This is a genomic window from Chryseobacterium sp. JUb7 (genome assembly GCF_024806495.1).
GTDB lineage: Bacteria > Bacteroidota > Bacteroidia > Flavobacteriales > Weeksellaceae > Chryseobacterium.
Genome location: NZ_JANUFF010000002.1, coordinates 19,674 through 36,411, shown reverse-complemented (window position 1 = coordinate 36,411; position 16,738 = coordinate 19,674). Strand labels below are relative to the sequence as shown.

The following is a 16,738-nucleotide window of genomic DNA, read 5'->3' as shown; positions in this document are numbered from 1 at the left end:
TAAACCCTAAACCCTAAACCCTAAATGTCAAAAATAGAAATAGCATGTTTCAATCCTGAGTCCGCAATGATCGCTTTTGAAAATGGAGCCGACAGGATAGAACTTTGTGACGGATTGAGTGAAGGTGGAACAACACCAGACTTTGAAACAGCAAAGCAGATTAGAGAAAAAATAAATATCCCGATTTTCGTCATGATACGTCCCCGTGGTGGTGATTTTACCTATTCTGATGAAGAATTCGAACAAATGAAATCTGAACTGGTTCAGTTAAAATCTTTACAGGTCGATGGTTTTGTCTTTGGAATTTTAAATGAAAATGATGAGGTGAATATTGAACAGAATAAAGTGCTGGTAGAATTGGCTAAACCTTATCCGTGTACTTTTCACCGCGCTTTTGACAGAGCTGACGATTTGGAGAATTCTCTGGAAAAAGTAATAGAATGTGGTTTTAAAACAATCCTTACTTCAGGTCAGAAACCCAATGTTTCGGAAGGTAAAGAGAATCTGAAAAAACTGGTTGACTTATCTGATGGAAGAATCGAAATCCTTGTAGGTGGCGGATTGCGCTCTACGAATATTGAAGAGCTGAGAGCATTTACAAAAGCTGTTTATTTTCATTCTTCCGCGATTACTGATGGAGGTGCTTTTGCAAATGCCGATGAGGTGGTTGCTTTGAAGAATAAATAAGTCTTAATTATAAAATATTCATCTCCTTTGTCATTGAGAGGATCTAAACTTAGTATTAGAACTCTGGATGAGGTTTCATTTTATAGCTGAAATCCTTCGACTGCTTCGCGCTCAGGATGACAAAGGTGGTGCTTAGATATTATGCTGAATTAAATAATTATAATGAACAAAACTCTACTTTTTTCTTTCTTTTTTATTCAAAATATAGTATTCGCTCAATTTTCTGAGCGGAATTTATCCTCGGAAAAATGGCAATTCAAAAATTCAAAAGACAACAAATGGCTCAAAGCATCGGTACCGGGAACAGTCCATTTGGATCTGATGAATAACAAAATAATTCCCGATCCTTATAAAGATGAAAATGAGAAGAAAGTTCAATGGGTAGAAAATGAGAACTGGGATTATCAGACTTCGTTTATGATTTCGGCTAAAGAGCTTGAGAATCAGAATATCGATTTGGTTTTTAATGGTCTGGATACTTTTTCTGAAATTTACTTAAATGGGAAACTGTTACAGTCTACAGATAATATGTTCAGAAAATGGACAATTCCAGTGAAGCGAAAGTTAAATGCTGGGGAAAATATTTTACAGATTAAATTCAAATCTGCGGTAAATGTAGGAAAAGAACTAGCCAAAAAAGTTCCTTTCACCATGCCGGAATCTCCAAGAAGCTTTGTGAGAAAAGCACAGTATCAGTTTGGATGGGATTGGGGACCCAGATTGGTGACGTCAGGAATATGGAAAGAGGTTGAATTGAATTTTTGGAATCAGGCGAAACTGGAAAATCTGAAAATTGAACAGAAAAATATCACCAGGCAAAATGCTGATTTAAATATTCACGCAGAAATTTTTGCTGACAAAGAAGGGAAATATTCTATTTTAATTAATGATAAATCTCAAAATATTTCTCTAAAATCCGGGTTAAATAAAATTTCAATTCCTTATCAGATTAAAAACCCAAAACTATGGCAGCCCAACGGATGGGGAGATCCGAATTTGTATAATCTGAAGATTTCTCTGCAGAAGGATTCCAAAATTATAGCTGAAAAAAGTGAAAGAATAGGATTGAGAACAGTTGAATTAATTCAGAAAAAAGACTCGAAAGGAAAGTCATTTTATTTTAAAGTTAATGGAAATCCGATGTATGTGAGAGGAACAAACTGGATTCCTGCTGATAGCTTTTCACCAAGAATTACAAAAGAAAAATATCAGAAACTTATCAAAGATTCGAAGGATGCACATATGAATATGATCCGGATCTGGGGTGGCGGAATTTATGAAGATGACGAATTTTATAAAGCTTGTGATGAAAACGGAATTTTAGTATGGCAGGACTTTATGTTTGCAGGAAGCTTTTATCCGGCAGATGAGCATTTTCTGAATAATGTACAACAAGAAGTAAAAGATCAGATCAACCGCCTTCAAAATCACCCTTCAGTTGCTTTATGGTGCGGAAATAATGAAGTTGATGAAGCAATTGTCAACTGGGGATACCAAAAACAGTTCAAGTATTCAAAAGAAGATTCTTTACAGGTTTGGAAGGATTATAATAAAGTTTTTCATCAGGTTATACCCGATGCGATAAAAAAATATGCGACCAGTGATAAAACGATTTACTGGCCAAGTTCACCATCTATCGGCTGGGGGCATAAAGAAAGTCTGACTGAAGGAGATTCTCATTATTGGGGAGTCTGGTGGGGAGAGCAGCCGTTTGAAATATATAATGAAAAAGTGGGGCGTTTCATGTCTGAATATGGGTTTCAGGGAATGCCAACGCTGGAAACTACAAAATCTATGTTTTCAGGGAGTCCGGATCTTAATGTACAGAACGGAACAATAAAAGCTCATGAAAAACACTCCCGGGGTTGGGAAATCATTGATAATTACATGAAAAGGGATTACAAAATTCCTGCAGATTTTGTGAAATACAATTATATCTCCCAATTGCTTCAGGCACGTGGAATGCAGATTGCCATTGAAGCACACCGTCGTACAAAACCTTATAATATGGGGACGTTGTATTGGCAGCTCAATGACTGCTGGCCGGTGGTTTCCTGGTCTTCAATTGATTATTTAGGTAACTGGAAAGCCTTGCATTATCAGATCAAAAGGAGTTTTGAAAATCAGATGATTTTGACTGAAGAAAAGGATGGAGTTTTAAATTTTTACGCAGTGAATGATGACTTGAAAAAATATAATGATATTTATTTAGAAACACAGGTTATTAGATTCAATGGCGAAATTTTAACCGAAATATCTTCTGTTTCAAATGGAAAAACATTGGATGGATTTGTAAAATTAGACCCGATTGAAATTGAAAACCTGATTGAACATAAAGATAAAAGTGAAGTTTTTTTAAGTTTAATTTTGAAAGATGGAAAAGGAAAAGTCATTGCTCAAAACATTCATTTTTTTACCAAACCAAAGGATTTAAAACTCACGAAACCTAATCTTAAAATCAAAAAGATTTCTGCAACAGAAATTGAAGTTTCCACAGATATCCTGGCGAAAGATGTTTATTTGCTTGGAGATACTCATTTTAGCGATAACTTCTTTGATCTGCTTCCTAAAACTTCTAAAAGAATTACACTTTCAAAACCATTGGAGAAGATTGAGGTGATGAGCCTTTGGGATGCGATGAATTAACAAAATAAATACTTTAATAAGGACTTTTCAATCTGCTCAGCCTGAAAATTTTTAATAAAATAAAGATTTAAACATTACCAGTCTGAGCAAAGCTTAAGCTTTTTCTTCGCTGGAATACAAAAACTATGTAAAAAATATCAGTTTTCATGCTTAACTGAAAAATCAGCCGTAAATTTGCAGCATATTTTCTCATCATTATGGTAAATTTTGTTCTGATTGCAGTGTGTATTATCGCAGGAATGGTTTTCAAGGCAACAAAATCTATCCATCCCGATGCTCATAAAGGCATTAATACCTGGATTCTTTATCTTGCCCTTCCGGCTGTTTCTTTTAAATATCTCCCAAAAGTTCACTGGACAACGGAAATGCTTTTTCCGATTGTGGCCACATTTTTAACGTCTGTTTTTTGCTTTTTTTTTATGATGTTTTACAGCAAAAGCAAAGGATATTCAAGACGATCGAGAAGCACTTTGGAATTGGTAAGCGGTTATAGTAATACGTCATTCATAGGCTTTCCGTTGATTTTAGCATTCTACGGAGAAAGCCTTCTCAGTATTGCGATTATCTGTGATCAGACCATGTTTTTCTCTCTTTCAACAATGGGAATTATAGCTGCTGTAAAAGGGGGAAGCAAGTCCGGAAAAGTAAGTGCTATCTTTATACTGAAAAGATTAATTACATTTCCTCCACTGGTCGGATGTATTGCAGCATTAGCCTTATCTCAGTTTATAGATTTCACTTTGGCAGAGCCTTTTTTTGATAAATTGTCAGCAACAGTAAGTCCGCTGGCTTTATTTTCTGTCGGGTTACAATTAAAATTCAGTGGCTGGAAAAAACTGATTCCTCAAATGTCGGCATCAATGTTTTACAAACTGATTGTAGCTCCTGCAATCACTTTAGGTCTAGCTTTTTTGCTGGGAATAAAAGGGAATATCGCAAAAATTACCATTTTTGAATCTGCTATGCCCACCGTTGTTACGGCCAGTATTATCGCAGAACAATTCAGGCTCAATACCAAACTGGCGAATCTGACGATTGGTTTCAGCATCATCGTAGGACTTTTTACTTCAGCAGTCTGGTATCAAATTATTGAATCAATATTTTAATTTAATTCAAAATCAGATAGGATAATTGAGTCAATATTATCCCGCCATTGCTCTACGTGTGCAGAGTTGCTTACAGATGGCAAAATAGAAGTTGGATGATATTGAGGGTCTCCTTTCAGTCTTATTCTGGCTTTAAAGATCATTTTTTTTCCTGTTTTTTGGATGATAAATAATGCATAAATAGAGGATGTCATCATTTGGGCCTCAGAAAATGTAAGTTTAATACTGTTATCTTTGATATTATCTTTTTTAAAATTTTTCATTATACCAAAGAGATCTATTTTTTCGGTTACATTTTCTTCTTTGACAATTTCAAAGTTTACGATTTTATCATTTTTGATTTCTGGTTTAAGAAAGAGCTTTTTACCAATAGGAATAATAATTTCCCCTTTGTTTAAAGACGTTTTTTCCTGAGCTTGAGTAATGATCAGCAAAAATAAAAATAGCAATACAAAAGTTTTTTTCATGGTCAGTTTAAATGGTAAAAATTAAGTTGATACAAGAACGATAAATATAGAAAATATTGCAGTTCTCTAAAGAAAAATCTAATTTTACACTTTAAATATTTCCTTTGCAATACGCTCAAATAATTTTACCACTTAATTTAAAAGGTTCTTTCACATATAAAGTTCCAGAAGAATTATTATCCGAAATTCAGGCCGGAATGCGTGTTTTGGTTCCGTTCGGAGGGAAGAAAATCTATACCGGAATTGTTTTTGAACTTCATGACAACGTTCCGGAAAATTTTGTTGTAAAAGAAGTAATCAGCCTTTTGGACGATAAACCGATAGTTCCGCAGGAACAGCTTAAATTTTGGAACTGGCTTGCAGATTACTATTTGTGTGGTTTAGGTGAAATTTACCGTTTTGCATTTCCTTCTTCCTTGAAACTGGAAAGTGAAACGTACTTAAAATTAAAACCAAATGTCACGATTGATTTCGAAAACCTTGATGTAAATGAAATGTATCTTGTTCAGGCACTGGAGGTTCGTCAGCTTATTAATCTTAGTGATATTGAGGCTTTTATTGCCAAGAAAGATATCATCAAAACGATTAATTCATTGATTGATCTGCAGTATATTGAAATCGATGAAAAAATTGCTGAAAAATATAAAGCGAAAGAAGTTGCTTATGTTAAGATCAGAGATGGCGTTTTAAGCAATCAGAATCTTACAGAAATTCTTTTAAAATTGAATAAGGCCCGAAAACAAAAAGACCTTTTCCTTCATATTTTAGAGAAGCAGACAGAAAATCCGGATCATCATATCAAAAAGTCTGAATTGTTTGAAGACGGATATTTTGGAAGTTCACATTTCAAATCTTTAGCAGATAAAGATCTTGTAGAAGAATATTATATGCAGAAAGACCGTATTGAAAGCTATGATGGAGAGATTGAAGAGATCGAGGAACTTTCAGAAGCCCAGAAAACGGCAAAAAGTGAAATTGATGAAGCATTTGATGAAGGAAAAAATGTCCTTCTTCACGGAGTAACTTCTTCAGGGAAAACACATCTTTATTTAGATAAAATCGAAGAATCCATCCAGGAAGGAAGAAACGTTCTGTTTTTACTTCCTGAAATTTCACTGACGAAGCAGATTACCCAAAGACTGGAAAAAAAATACGGCCGGCAGCTGGGATTTTATCACCAGAAGCTGACAGATTTTGAACGTGTTGAGGTTTGGAGAAGAATGAGGCAAAATGATATTAAAATCCTCATCGGAACCCGTAATTCTTTGTTTTTACCTTTTCAGAATTTAGGGTTGATTATTGTTGATGAAGAGCATGATTCTGCGTACAGACCCAGAGAAGTTTCACCTTCTTTTAATGCCAAAGATGCTGCCCTGGTTTTGGCGGGATTTTATAATGCAAGAGCCATTTTAGGTTCTGCAACACCTTCTGTCGAAAGTTACTATAACGCCAGAAAGGATAAAATGAAATACATTTTTCTTGAAGAGCGTTTTGGAAATGTAAATCTTCCTGAATATGAGTTAATTAATTTTAAAGAAGCTCAGGATTCCAAAAAAGTTTCCGGAAATTTTTCTTTACAGCTCATTGATGCAATTAAGAAAACTCTAGAAGAAAAAAATCAGGCTATTGTTCTTCATAACCGTCGGGGGTATGCAAATGTAATAGAATGTGAGAGCTGTGGATATGTAAATTACTGCTCCAATTGTGATGTTGTGATGACTTATCACAAGGCTGCCAATGAAATGAAATGCCATTACTGTGGCCAAAGAGCTTCAAAACCGAAGACCTGTCCGAAATGTTATTCTGAAAACCTGAATGAAAGAGGAGTAGGAGTGGAACAAATTCACGAAGAGGTTTCTAAATTATTTCCGGATAATGAGGTAGACAGGATGGATGTAGACTCTATGCGAAAGAAATTTGCCTACGAAAAATTATACGAGAAAATTGAAGATCAGGAGACCGATATTGTTGTGGGAACTCAGATGATTTCCAAAGGACTGGATTTTGATCATATCGAGCTGGTCGGAATACCCAAAGCAGATTCTTTACTGTATGTTCAGGATTTCAGAGCGGAGGAAAGGGCCTATCAGCTAATCACTCAGGTTTCCGGAAGAGCGGGAAGAGTTTCCGGAAAAGGAAAAATTTTAATTCAGACCTATAATCCTGATCATTCTGTTTTTCAGTTAATTAAAATGAATAATCCGGCAAAGGTTTATAAATATATTTTAACTGAACGTCAGAAATTTCATTATCCTCCTTTTACAAAATTAATTATGATTGAGCTTAAGCACAGGAAAGAGGATAAAGTAAACCGGGCCTCTCAGTTTTTAGGTTCAATTTTAAGAAAATATCTTCCTGAAGATTGTGTTTTAGGTCCGGAAAAGGCACAGATCGCAAGGCTTAATAATTTGTATCAGTTTCAGATCATGCTGAAGCTTCCGCGTGGGAAAAAATATGAAGAATATAAAAAGCAGGTTTTGATAAGTCTAAAAGAATTCGATGAAATTATTGCTTACCAAAGTATTAAAAAAGACGTTTTTGTGGATTTTTAACAATTTTTAACAAACTTTATAGCCTTTTATAAGAGTCCCGTGAACCTACTTATAGCAATATTTTCTACTTTTGAACGTTGATTATATGTTTGGATTTTTAACTTTCAATTTAACCCATTGATTTTTAACCTATCCAAAGTGTAAGAAAATGAAAAAATAGATGGTAAATTTCAGAAAATATATTTCCAGCGCAGCGGTATTGGCTTCAGGATTTTTCCTTGCACAGTCTACCGTTTCTACAGTTCTATATTCTCAGGCATATGACAATCAAAGAAATTCTTTAAACTTACCTTCTCCCATTACTTCAATGGTAGAAAAGACAGTTTTGTCGCCAAAAGAACTTGTAGATATTAATGTAAACACAATGATGAGCGACCCGGTGCTGAAAAATGCGACCTGGGGATTCGTAGTGTATGACCCTAAAACGAAGAAGGTCATTTCTTCGTACAACGAAAATACTCCTTTGGTTCCGGCTTCTACAACGAAATTATTAACTACCGAAACGGCTTTGAATGTTTTGGGTGAAAATTATCGTTGGATGACCCAGTTGGAATACTCCGGAAATATAGATGAAAACGGAGTACTGAATGGTAATCTGTATATTGTAGGAAGCGGAGACCCGTCTTTGGGAACCAATAAGGCAGGAGCTGCTCCTTACAGAGATATCGTTTCAGATTTCGTAAGTGGAATTTCTCGCGAGGGAATCAAAAAGGTAAATGGTGATATTATAATTCAGACAGCGCTTTTCAAAGGTAATATTTCAAGACTTCCGGAAAATGTTGTTTGGTTGGAAAATAATAATTACTACTTACCGGCAGGTACAACCCGTGAGATCAATCCGGCAAATGAAAAACTGATCGTAAAGAAAGGAAACAGCTTCTCAGGGGACAAGAAATTTTTCTATGTTTCTCCTTATATGAACCAGATGGTGTATGCTGAAAAATATGACGGTCCGGGAACTTTAACAACAAAATTACCTGACGCGCCGGCTTTTTTAGCCAATTCTTTCAGAACAACACTCGTGAAAAGCGGAGTCGCTGTTACCGGAAAAGTAACACCTAAAATGACAGATGCGAGCCCGGAGAGCAGAAAACTGGTTTCAGCGTATAAATCCCCGACTTTAAGTGATATCGTTTTTTATACCAACCAACACAGTGATAACTCTTTGGCAGAAGCTTTATTGAAGACGGTAGGATTCCAGACTCTAGGAGATCAGACGTCAGAATCGGGTAGAAAAGTAGTTACTGAGCATTTGAAAAATGAAGGATTTGATATGATGGGCTTAAATTATATGGACGGAAGCGGTTTGTCGAGAGCCAATAACGTAACTCCCATTTCTCAGGTGAAATTTCTGACATCTTTAATGGATGAGAAATATTATAAGTCTTATTTTACATCATTACCGGTTGGAGGTCAGTCCGGAACATTGAAAAGAATGTTCAACGGAACAGGAAACGGACAGGTTTTTGCTAAAACAGGTACTTTGAATAAAGTAAAAACATTAGCGGGATATATGAAAACAAACTCCGGAAAAACGCTGGTTTTCTCTCTGATGGTAAACAATTATGCAGGATCTGTAGATATGGTAAAAAAGAGAATGGAAAAAATTCTTGAGCCGGCTTTAGACCTTTAAAAATATTTATTTTAATATTATAAAAACCTTTTAATCAATGATTAGAAGGTTTTTTTTATCTTTGATTATATATACCTGAATATGAGAAAATTTTATCTTTTAGTTTTAAGCACGCTTTTCATTCAGCAATTCTACAGTCAGGATCATAATATTGAAAAAAAAGGACTTATTGCAAAGGAAATGAAGTCTTTTACCAATAAGATGATCACCTATAATATTAATCCCAATACGCTGAACTACGATTTGCAGTACCAGAGAATGGACGTTAGCTTAAATCCTTCTGTTTATAATATATCAGGATCGGTGACTTCCCATTTTAAACCCAATCAGAGTATGAGTAGTATCTATTTTGATCTGGCCAATGCCTTAACAGTTTCACAGGTACAGTATCATGGAACTTCATTGGTTTTTCAACAGCTTCCGACAAAGGAGCTCAAAATTGATTTTCAGTCTGCTCTTCCGGCAAATGTTCTCGATTCACTCACTATTCATTACTCAGGAGCTCCAGCTTTAGATAATAATGCTTTTTCTACAGGTTCTCAAAACGGAACAGCAATTCTCTCTACTTTAAATGAACCCTATGGTGCGCAGGATTGGTTTCCGACCAAACAAAGTATGAACGATAAAATCGACAGATTTGATTTTAAAATTACCACACCTTCTCAGTATAGTGTGGCAGCGAATGGGAAGCTGATGTCGGAAACGGCTCTGCCAAACGGACAGAAACTGACGTTCTGGAGAACAATGTACCCGACAACTGCTTACTTGATTGCGCTTTCTATCACGAATTTTGTTAAACTTAATGACACGATGGGAAGTCCGCCATTTCCTTTTGTAAATTATGTATATCCGACAACTGTTACTAATGCCTCTGTTATGGCAGATATTGACTGGACCAAACAAATCATGAATACATTTGAAACCTATTTCGGTCCGTATCCGTTCAGAAATGAAAAATATGGTCATATGGAGTTTCAGTATAACGGTGTCTGTATGGAGCATCAGACGATCTCATCAATGAGTGCCTGGAGTAAAACGGTGATTGCCCACGAACTGGCCCATCAGTGGTTTGGCGATAAAGTAACCTGCGGAGCCTGGAATGATATCTGGCTGAATGAAGGTTTTGCTACTTTCGGACAGCATCTGGCCAATGAAAAACTGTTAATGACCAACACCGAATTTCTGAATTATTTATTAGGTGAAAAAAATTATATAACAAGTGTTCCGGGTGGAAGTACATATGTTGCTGATGCCAATTTAGGAAATATCGGAGCTATTTTTAGCGGCAGATTATCTTACTCAAAAGGAGGCTATATTGTAAGAATGATGAAGTGGGTGCTGGGCGAAACTGCTTTTTATCAGGCGATTAAAGATTACCATGCAAGACCGAATTTAGCCTATAATTATGCCAGAACGGCTGATCTTAATGCTTCTTTACTACAGTCAACAGGAAAAGATTTTACCGGATTTTTTAATGATTGGGTGTATGGTGAAGGGTATCCTACCTATGATATCCGATGGAGGCAGGTTGGAAATCAGATTGCATTTAAAGCTTCTCAGACTCAGAGCAGCTCAAGTGTAAGCTTTTTTGAAATGCCTTTGCCGATAAAAGTAAACGGAACAGGCGGTCAGGTGGCTTACTTTGCGTTAAACAATACATCAAATAACCAATACTTTACAGAAACGATACCTTTTACAGTAGCAAGTGTTGAGTTTAATTATGAATACCAGATGCTTGAGAAAAATTCAACGGTTATTCAGGATAATACATTATCTACCACAGAGTTCAACGCTGATGAATTTTCCTTGTACCCGAATCCGGCCAGAAATGAATTGTATCTGAGAGGAGTTGGCAGGTCAGCAGAATTTACCATTCATTTTACTGATGGTAAATTGGTTAGAAAAGAAATGTACAAACCGGGAAAACCGATTGATATTTCAGAATTAATTCCTGGGACTTATATTTTCAGTATAAAAGGCAAAAAAATTAAATTTTTAAAGAAATAAATAAAAACGGGCAACTTAAAGTTGCCCGTTTTCAAATGTTATACGATAGGATAGAACGAAAGAAGTGACCGTTCTGCTGAGATCATTGCATAAAATAATTCCATTGTAATTTGTTTTTATGATTAATATTCTGAATTTATATCTGAAAACTTTTTTGTCTTTTAATAGCGCGGTTGGCTTTTCTTGTCGCTTTTCTTACTTTAAAACTGAACCATTTTTCCTTAAATAGATTTCTCATCACATTATCAAAATGTCTGATGAGGACAAGGTTTTTAAATCCTCTCCATTTTTCAAGCCAGCTTGATGGCAAAGCTCTGATGGAAACAGAATAACCTTCGGTTTCATATTGAATGTAATGCCACCAGCCGGAAGGGATATAAAGGGTTTCTCCGGGTTCGATAACAGCTTCGTAGCCATTGATATATTTCAGACCCGGAAATTCATTGTAATCGGGTTCTTTTATATTGGTGATGCTGTGGAAATTATAGGGAAGCTTATAAAGTAAATCAGATTGTTCCAAGGGAAAAAGCCAAATCCTCTTAATTCCTTGAAATTGAGTGATAAAAACATGAGACATGTCAATATCAACGTGGTTTCTTGTAATAGAACCTTCACCTCCGAAAAACATAAAAGGCAGCCATTTTAATATTTTTCCTTTGGTAACATCATTATAATGAATATCATTTTTAAGCTCAGGTTTGATACTTAATAAATTAAATAAAAATAAACGGTGTTCAGTAGGAGAAGAAGTGATTAAGTCGAGATAATCTGAGAATGTACTTTGTCCGATAGGTTTGCTGGCAACTCTGTCCAGCGATTCAATTTCGCTTCCGTAAATATTGACCTTGTGTTCTCCGGCAATTTCCTTAAAATAGTCGTAATTCCATTTTTTAAAAGCCGGACTTTCAGGGTCTACAAAATCTTTTAAAACTACTGGTTTTGCCGGTTTCAGATAAGTATTAAGAAATTCGCGTGATGATATATTTTTAATTTTTTGTACTGGTGATAATATCATTTTCCTGATTTTAAAGAAACAAATATAGTAATTAGTCTACTTAAATTATAGACTATTGATTAAAAATTAAGATATTTATTTAAACAGACCAGAATAAAAATCATAAAAGCGGATACTTTACGGTGATTTTACTAAATTAGCACATCAAAAAAATTATCTAAAATGATCTCTAAAAAGTATCTTGAAAATTTACAGAACGAACTACAAAATATTGATAACGACGGGCTTTATAAAAGAGAAAGAATCATTACTTCTCAGCAGAGTGCAGAAATAGAAGCCAATGGAAAAAAGCTTCTGAACTTCTGTGCCAACAATTATCTGGGATTATCAAACAATCCTGAAGTAATGAAAGCTTCTCAGGATATGATCGAATCTCATGGTTATGGAATGTCTTCAGTACGTTTTATCTGCGGAACTCAGGATATTCACAAGCAGTTGGAACAAAAAATTGCGGACTTTTTAGGATTAGAGGATACTATTCTTTATGCGGCTTGTTTCGATGCCAACGGAGGTGTTTTCGAACCGCTATTTACAGAAGAAGATGCAATTATTTCTGACGAACTGAACCACGCTTCAATCATCGATGGAGTTCGTCTTTGTAAGGCTGCAAGATACCGTTACAAAAACAATAATATGGCAGATCTTGAAGCTCAGCTGATTGCTGCTTCTGAAAAAAATCACCGTTTCAAAATTATTGTGACAGACGGCGTTTTCTCAATGGACGGAATTGTTGCAGACTTGAAAGGTGTCTGCGATTTGGCAGATAAATATGATGCCTTGGTAATGGTTGACGATTCTCACGCAACGGGTTTCATCGGTAAAACAGGTCGTGGAACTCATGAAGCAAATGAGGTAATGGGTAGAGTAGATATCATCACTTCTACACTAGGGAAAGCTCTTGGAGGTGCTTTAGGAGGATTTACTTCAGGTAAAAAAGAGATTATCGATATGTTGAGACAGCGTTCAAGACCTTATTTATTCTCAAACTCTTTAGCTCCGGGAATCGTAGGTGCTGCTTTAAAGGTATTGGATATGATTTCTGAAGATACATCTCTTCGTGACAAAGTAATGGAAAATGCAGAATATTTCAGAACAGAGATGAAAGCTAAAGGTTTTGATATTCCTGACGGTGATGCTGCGATTGTTCCGGTAATGCTTTACGATGCACCTTTGGCTCAGAAAATGGCTGAAAAACTGATGGATGAAGGAATTTATGTGATCGGATTCTTCTATCCTGTGGTACCGAAAGGAAAAGCGAGAATCAGAGTTCAGCTTTCTGCAGCACATAGCAGAGAACATTTGGATAAAGCAATTGTAGCTTTTGAAAAAGTAGGAAAGGAATTAGGTGTTATTTCTTAATTTTAATCTGATTTAAAATAATATTGAGATGCTTCGACAGGCTCAGCATGACACCGCTACAAATTGACTCTAAAACAGTTAGTATTCGCGGTATCATGATGAGCGAAGTCGAAGCATTTTTTACATAAATTATATTTTTCTTATAAAAGAATTTTTATTCTTAAAGAATATATAAAAACTTATCTTTGCCAATAATTTTTTCTGAATGCTTTACACGATAATAAAAGCACTACACATTATATTCATGGTAAGCTATTTTGCGGGTATTTTTTATCTCGTGAGAATTTTTGTTTACTATAAAGATACCGATGAATTTGCTGAGGATAAAAAGAAAATTTTAAGAGAACAGTATACCTTTATGGCTCGGAGGCTTTGGAATATTATTACTGTTCCGGCCGGGGTCATCATGACAGTTTGCGGATTGGTCATGATTTTCTTAAATACAGGATTAATGAAAATGCCCTGGTTTCATTTAAAACTTACTTTCCTGATCGGATTGGCGGTTTATCATTACTGGTGCTGGAAAAAAGTTTTACAGTTAAAAGAACTCAACGGAAATACTCTGGAAACAGCTAATATCAAGCTGAGACAGGCCAACGAAATCGCAACCTTTATTTTGTTTCTGGTGGTCTTCACGGTCATTTTAAAAACTCAGGTAATTGAATACTGGTGGCAATTAATTGCCGGATTTTTCGTTTTGGTATTTTTAATCATGATGACTGTTAAACTGGTTAATAAAAACAAGAAAAATAAATAAAGTTATAAGTTATGAATGATGAGTTATGAGTTGGTTGAAGCAACACTCAACAAGTAACTAAGGAACTCATAACTAAAAACGTATAACTCATAACTACAAAACATGTTTGCAATTTTTAAAAAGGAACTTTGGAGCTATTTTGGAAATTGGAGCGCTTGGATTATCATTGCGGCTTTCAGTTTGATAGCGACACTGTTTTTATTTTTTTTCGAGAATGATTCCAATATTTTTGACATCGGACTGGCTTCTTTACAAAGTTATTTCGTTTTAGTACCTTGGTTATTGATGTTTATCATTCCGGCACTTTCAATGAAAACTTTTGCGGAAGAACAGCAAACAGGAACATTAAACTGGCTGTTTTCTCAACCTTTGAAAATCTCAGATCTGGTTCTGGGTAAATTTTTATCTGTTTGGGTTGTTGGAATCTTATGCTTGATTCCATCATTGATTTACCTTTATACCGTTTATGTTTTAGGTGTTCCGGAAGGAAATATCGATCTTGGAATGACCTTCGGAAGCTATTTTGGATTAATTATTTTAATTGCATCATTCTCAGGAGTTGGAATTTTGGCTTCTTCGCTTTCTCAAAATCAGATCATGGCTTACCTGTTGGGTGTTTTCATGTGTTTTATCATGTATTTCGGAATCGAGCAGCTGGCAAGCTACAAATTATTGGGAGGTGCCGATTTTATTTTACAGAATTTTGGTTTTTATCAACATTTCCTAGGCTTTACAAGAGGTCTTATCGACTTTAAAGATGTGGCTTATTTTGTTTTAATCATTGGGGTTACTCTAGTTTTGTCCAACCATTTTATCAATAAAAAGAAGTAGAATTATGAAGAAGATATCATTCAAATCGCCATTCGGAATTTTACTGTTTGTTATTTTACCGTTGGTTGTTATTCTTGCTATTTCAGGAATCAGATTAGACCTAACCAAAGAAAAAAGATACACCCTTTCTGATAATACGGTGAAGGTTTTGGAATCCATAAAAAAACCGGTGACCGTAGATGTTTATCTGGAAGGAGATTTTCCCGCCAGTTTTAAGCAGCTGCAGAGTGAAACGAAATTTATGCTGGAAGAATTCAGAAAAATTAATCCAAAAATTGATTTTAAATTCATCGATCCCATCAAAAGTAAAATTCCTCAGGATACCCTGATGGCTATGGGAATGCAGCCCTCTGTTCTTCCAGATGTAAAGGACGGGAAAGTTTCTCAGATTTATCTGTTTCCTTATGCGGTTGTGAAGTACCGTGACCGAGGAGTATCTATTCCATTGGTGGTTCAGCAGACCGGAATTGATGCAGATCAGCAGTTGACAAAATCCATTGAAAACTTAGAATATAACCTGGTTTCAAACATCAAAAATATTGCGGTTGACAAAAGAAAGAAAATCGGAATTTTAGTGAATCACGATGAGCTGAGTCCTGAAGAATTCCAGGGATTTATGCATCTGGCCACTGAAAATTATGATGCAGGTCCTATTATTCCTAAAAATCAAACCGAACTGAGCTTAGCTGATGTACCATTGTTAAAGCAAATGAATGCTTTAGTCATTGCAAAACCTAGAAAAGCTTTCACGGATAATGAGAAAGTGATTCTTGATCAATACATCATGGGTGGAGGAAAGACACTTTGGATGATCGATGCTGTAAATGCTGAAATGGATACACTGACTCGATCTAAGAAAGTAATGCCTTTCCCTGTAGACATTAATATGACGGACTTTTTCTTTAACTACGGTATCAGAATCAATCCTGCACTGGTGAAAGATGTGAAGAAATTTGCTTTATTGAGACTGGTGACTGGTGAAGTTGGCGGAAACCCACAATATACAAGTCTTCCGTGGCCTTATTTCCCGCTAGGAATTGCTGAAAAGAATGATCCGATCACGAAAAATATCAATCCTGTAAAATTCGAATTTCCGACTTCTATTGATACCTTGGGCGGAAGAAAAAATATAAAGACCAGAGTTCTTTTTGAATCGAGTGAAAGAACATTGTTGAAACAGGTTCCGAATTATGTTGATCTTAAAGAAATCGCTAGTGTTGACAGTCTTGGACAAATGGAAAAACCAAGCACTCCAAAAATCTATGCGGTAGCTTTGGAAGGGAAATTTAATTCTGCTTATGCTTCAAGAATTGAGAGAAAATCATATCCTGGTTTTAAAGGAACAAGCCCTGAAAATAAAATGATCGTCATTGCAGACGGAGATGTAGGAAGAAATAAAGTGATCAAAGGGCAGCCATTACCTTTAGGAGTTGATATGCTAACCAACGAACAATTCGGAAACGAACAGTTCTTAAGAAATGCTCTCGACTATCTTTTGGATGACAGCAACCTGATGGAACTTCGAAACAGAAACATCGAAGAGCGTCTTCTCGACCGACAGAGAATTACAGAAGAGAAAAACAACTGGCAATGGTTTAATTTGCTGCTTCCTTTAGCGATTATCGGTATTTTGGGAGGTTTGTTCTTCTGGTTGAGAAAGAAGAAGTTTGGATAAGAT

At 35.6% G+C, this 16,738-nt stretch carries 12 protein-coding genes; 10 read left to right on the top strand and 2 right to left on the bottom strand.

Going from position 1 to position 16,738, the window contains the following annotated elements; genetic code table 11:
- Positions 1-24 precede the first annotated feature (24 nt).
- The 3 genes from M2373_RS03805 to M2373_RS03795 all read left to right on the top strand — a co-directional run bounded on the left by M2373_RS03805 (position 25) and on the right by M2373_RS03795 (position 4,439).
- Complete coding sequence (locus tag M2373_RS03805; protein WP_259107708.1) at positions 25-687, top strand: copper homeostasis protein CutC; 663 nt, start codon at positions 25-27, stop codon at positions 685-687.
- 162 nt (positions 688-849) lie between these two features.
- A complete protein-coding gene (locus M2373_RS03800) occupies positions 850-3,333 on the top strand; it encodes a glycosyl hydrolase 2 galactose-binding domain-containing protein (protein WP_259107706.1) in 2,484 nt (827 codons plus the stop codon).
- Positions 3,334-3,530: 197 nt separating this feature from the next.
- On the top strand, positions 3,531-4,439 hold the full coding sequence (locus M2373_RS03795) for an AEC family transporter (RefSeq protein WP_259107703.1): 909 nt from the start codon (positions 3,531-3,533) through the stop codon (positions 4,437-4,439).
- On the opposite strand, the gene M2373_RS03790 is transcribed toward M2373_RS03795, so the two are convergent.
- The gene (locus M2373_RS03790; RefSeq protein ID WP_259107700.1) at positions 4,436-4,906 is read right to left on the bottom strand and encodes a hypothetical protein; all 471 of its coding nucleotides are present in this window, start codon (positions 4,904-4,906) and stop codon (positions 4,436-4,438) included. The two genes, M2373_RS03795 and M2373_RS03790, sit on opposite strands and share 4 nt — an antisense overlap.
- A 104-nt stretch (positions 4,907-5,010) precedes the next feature.
- Here M2373_RS03790 and priA point away from each other — a divergent pair, with 104 nt between their 5' ends.
- The 3 genes from priA to M2373_RS03775 all read left to right on the top strand — a co-directional run bounded on the left by priA (position 5,011) and on the right by M2373_RS03775 (position 11,098).
- Entirely contained in the window at positions 5,011-7,458 is a 2,448-nt protein-coding gene (gene priA / locus M2373_RS03785; protein WP_259107696.1) for a primosomal protein N', read from the top strand.
- Positions 7,459-7,618: 160 nt separating this feature from the next.
- Positions 7,619-9,091, top strand: a complete 1,473-nt coding sequence (dacB, locus tag M2373_RS03780) for a D-alanyl-D-alanine carboxypeptidase/D-alanyl-D-alanine-endopeptidase (RefSeq protein WP_259107693.1) — start codon at positions 7,619-7,621, stop codon at positions 9,089-9,091.
- 81 nt (positions 9,092-9,172) lie between these two features.
- Entirely contained in the window at positions 9,173-11,098 is a 1,926-nt protein-coding gene (locus M2373_RS03775) for a M1 family metallopeptidase (protein ID WP_259107689.1), read from the top strand.
- Positions 11,099-11,234: 136 nt separating this feature from the next.
- Here M2373_RS03775 and M2373_RS03770 read toward each other — a convergent pair whose 3' ends face one another.
- A complete protein-coding gene (locus M2373_RS03770) occupies positions 11,235-12,113 on the bottom strand; it encodes a cupin-like domain-containing protein (protein ID WP_259107686.1) in 879 nt (292 codons plus the stop codon).
- A gap of 162 nt (positions 12,114-12,275) precedes the next feature.
- Here M2373_RS03770 and kbl point away from each other — a divergent pair, with 162 nt between their 5' ends.
- The 4 genes from kbl to gldG all read left to right on the top strand — a co-directional run bounded on the left by kbl (position 12,276) and on the right by gldG (position 16,735).
- Positions 12,276-13,472: a glycine C-acetyltransferase gene (gene kbl / locus M2373_RS03765; protein WP_259107683.1), complete on the top strand. Its 1,197-nt coding sequence runs from the start codon at positions 12,276-12,278 to the stop codon at positions 13,470-13,472.
- Between the two features lie 205 nt (positions 13,473-13,677).
- A complete protein-coding gene (locus M2373_RS03760; RefSeq protein ID WP_259107680.1) occupies positions 13,678-14,229 on the top strand; it encodes a CopD family protein in 552 nt (183 codons plus the stop codon).
- A 102-nt stretch (positions 14,230-14,331) separates the two neighbouring features.
- Complete coding sequence (locus M2373_RS03755; RefSeq protein ID WP_259107677.1) at positions 14,332-15,060, top strand: ABC transporter permease; 729 nt, start codon at positions 14,332-14,334, stop codon at positions 15,058-15,060.
- Positions 15,061-15,064: 4 nt separating this feature from the next.
- On the top strand, positions 15,065-16,735 hold the full coding sequence (gene gldG, locus M2373_RS03750) for a gliding motility-associated ABC transporter substrate-binding protein GldG (RefSeq protein WP_259107675.1): 1,671 nt from the start codon (positions 15,065-15,067) through the stop codon (positions 16,733-16,735).
- The last annotated feature ends 3 nt before the right edge of the window (positions 16,736-16,738 follow it).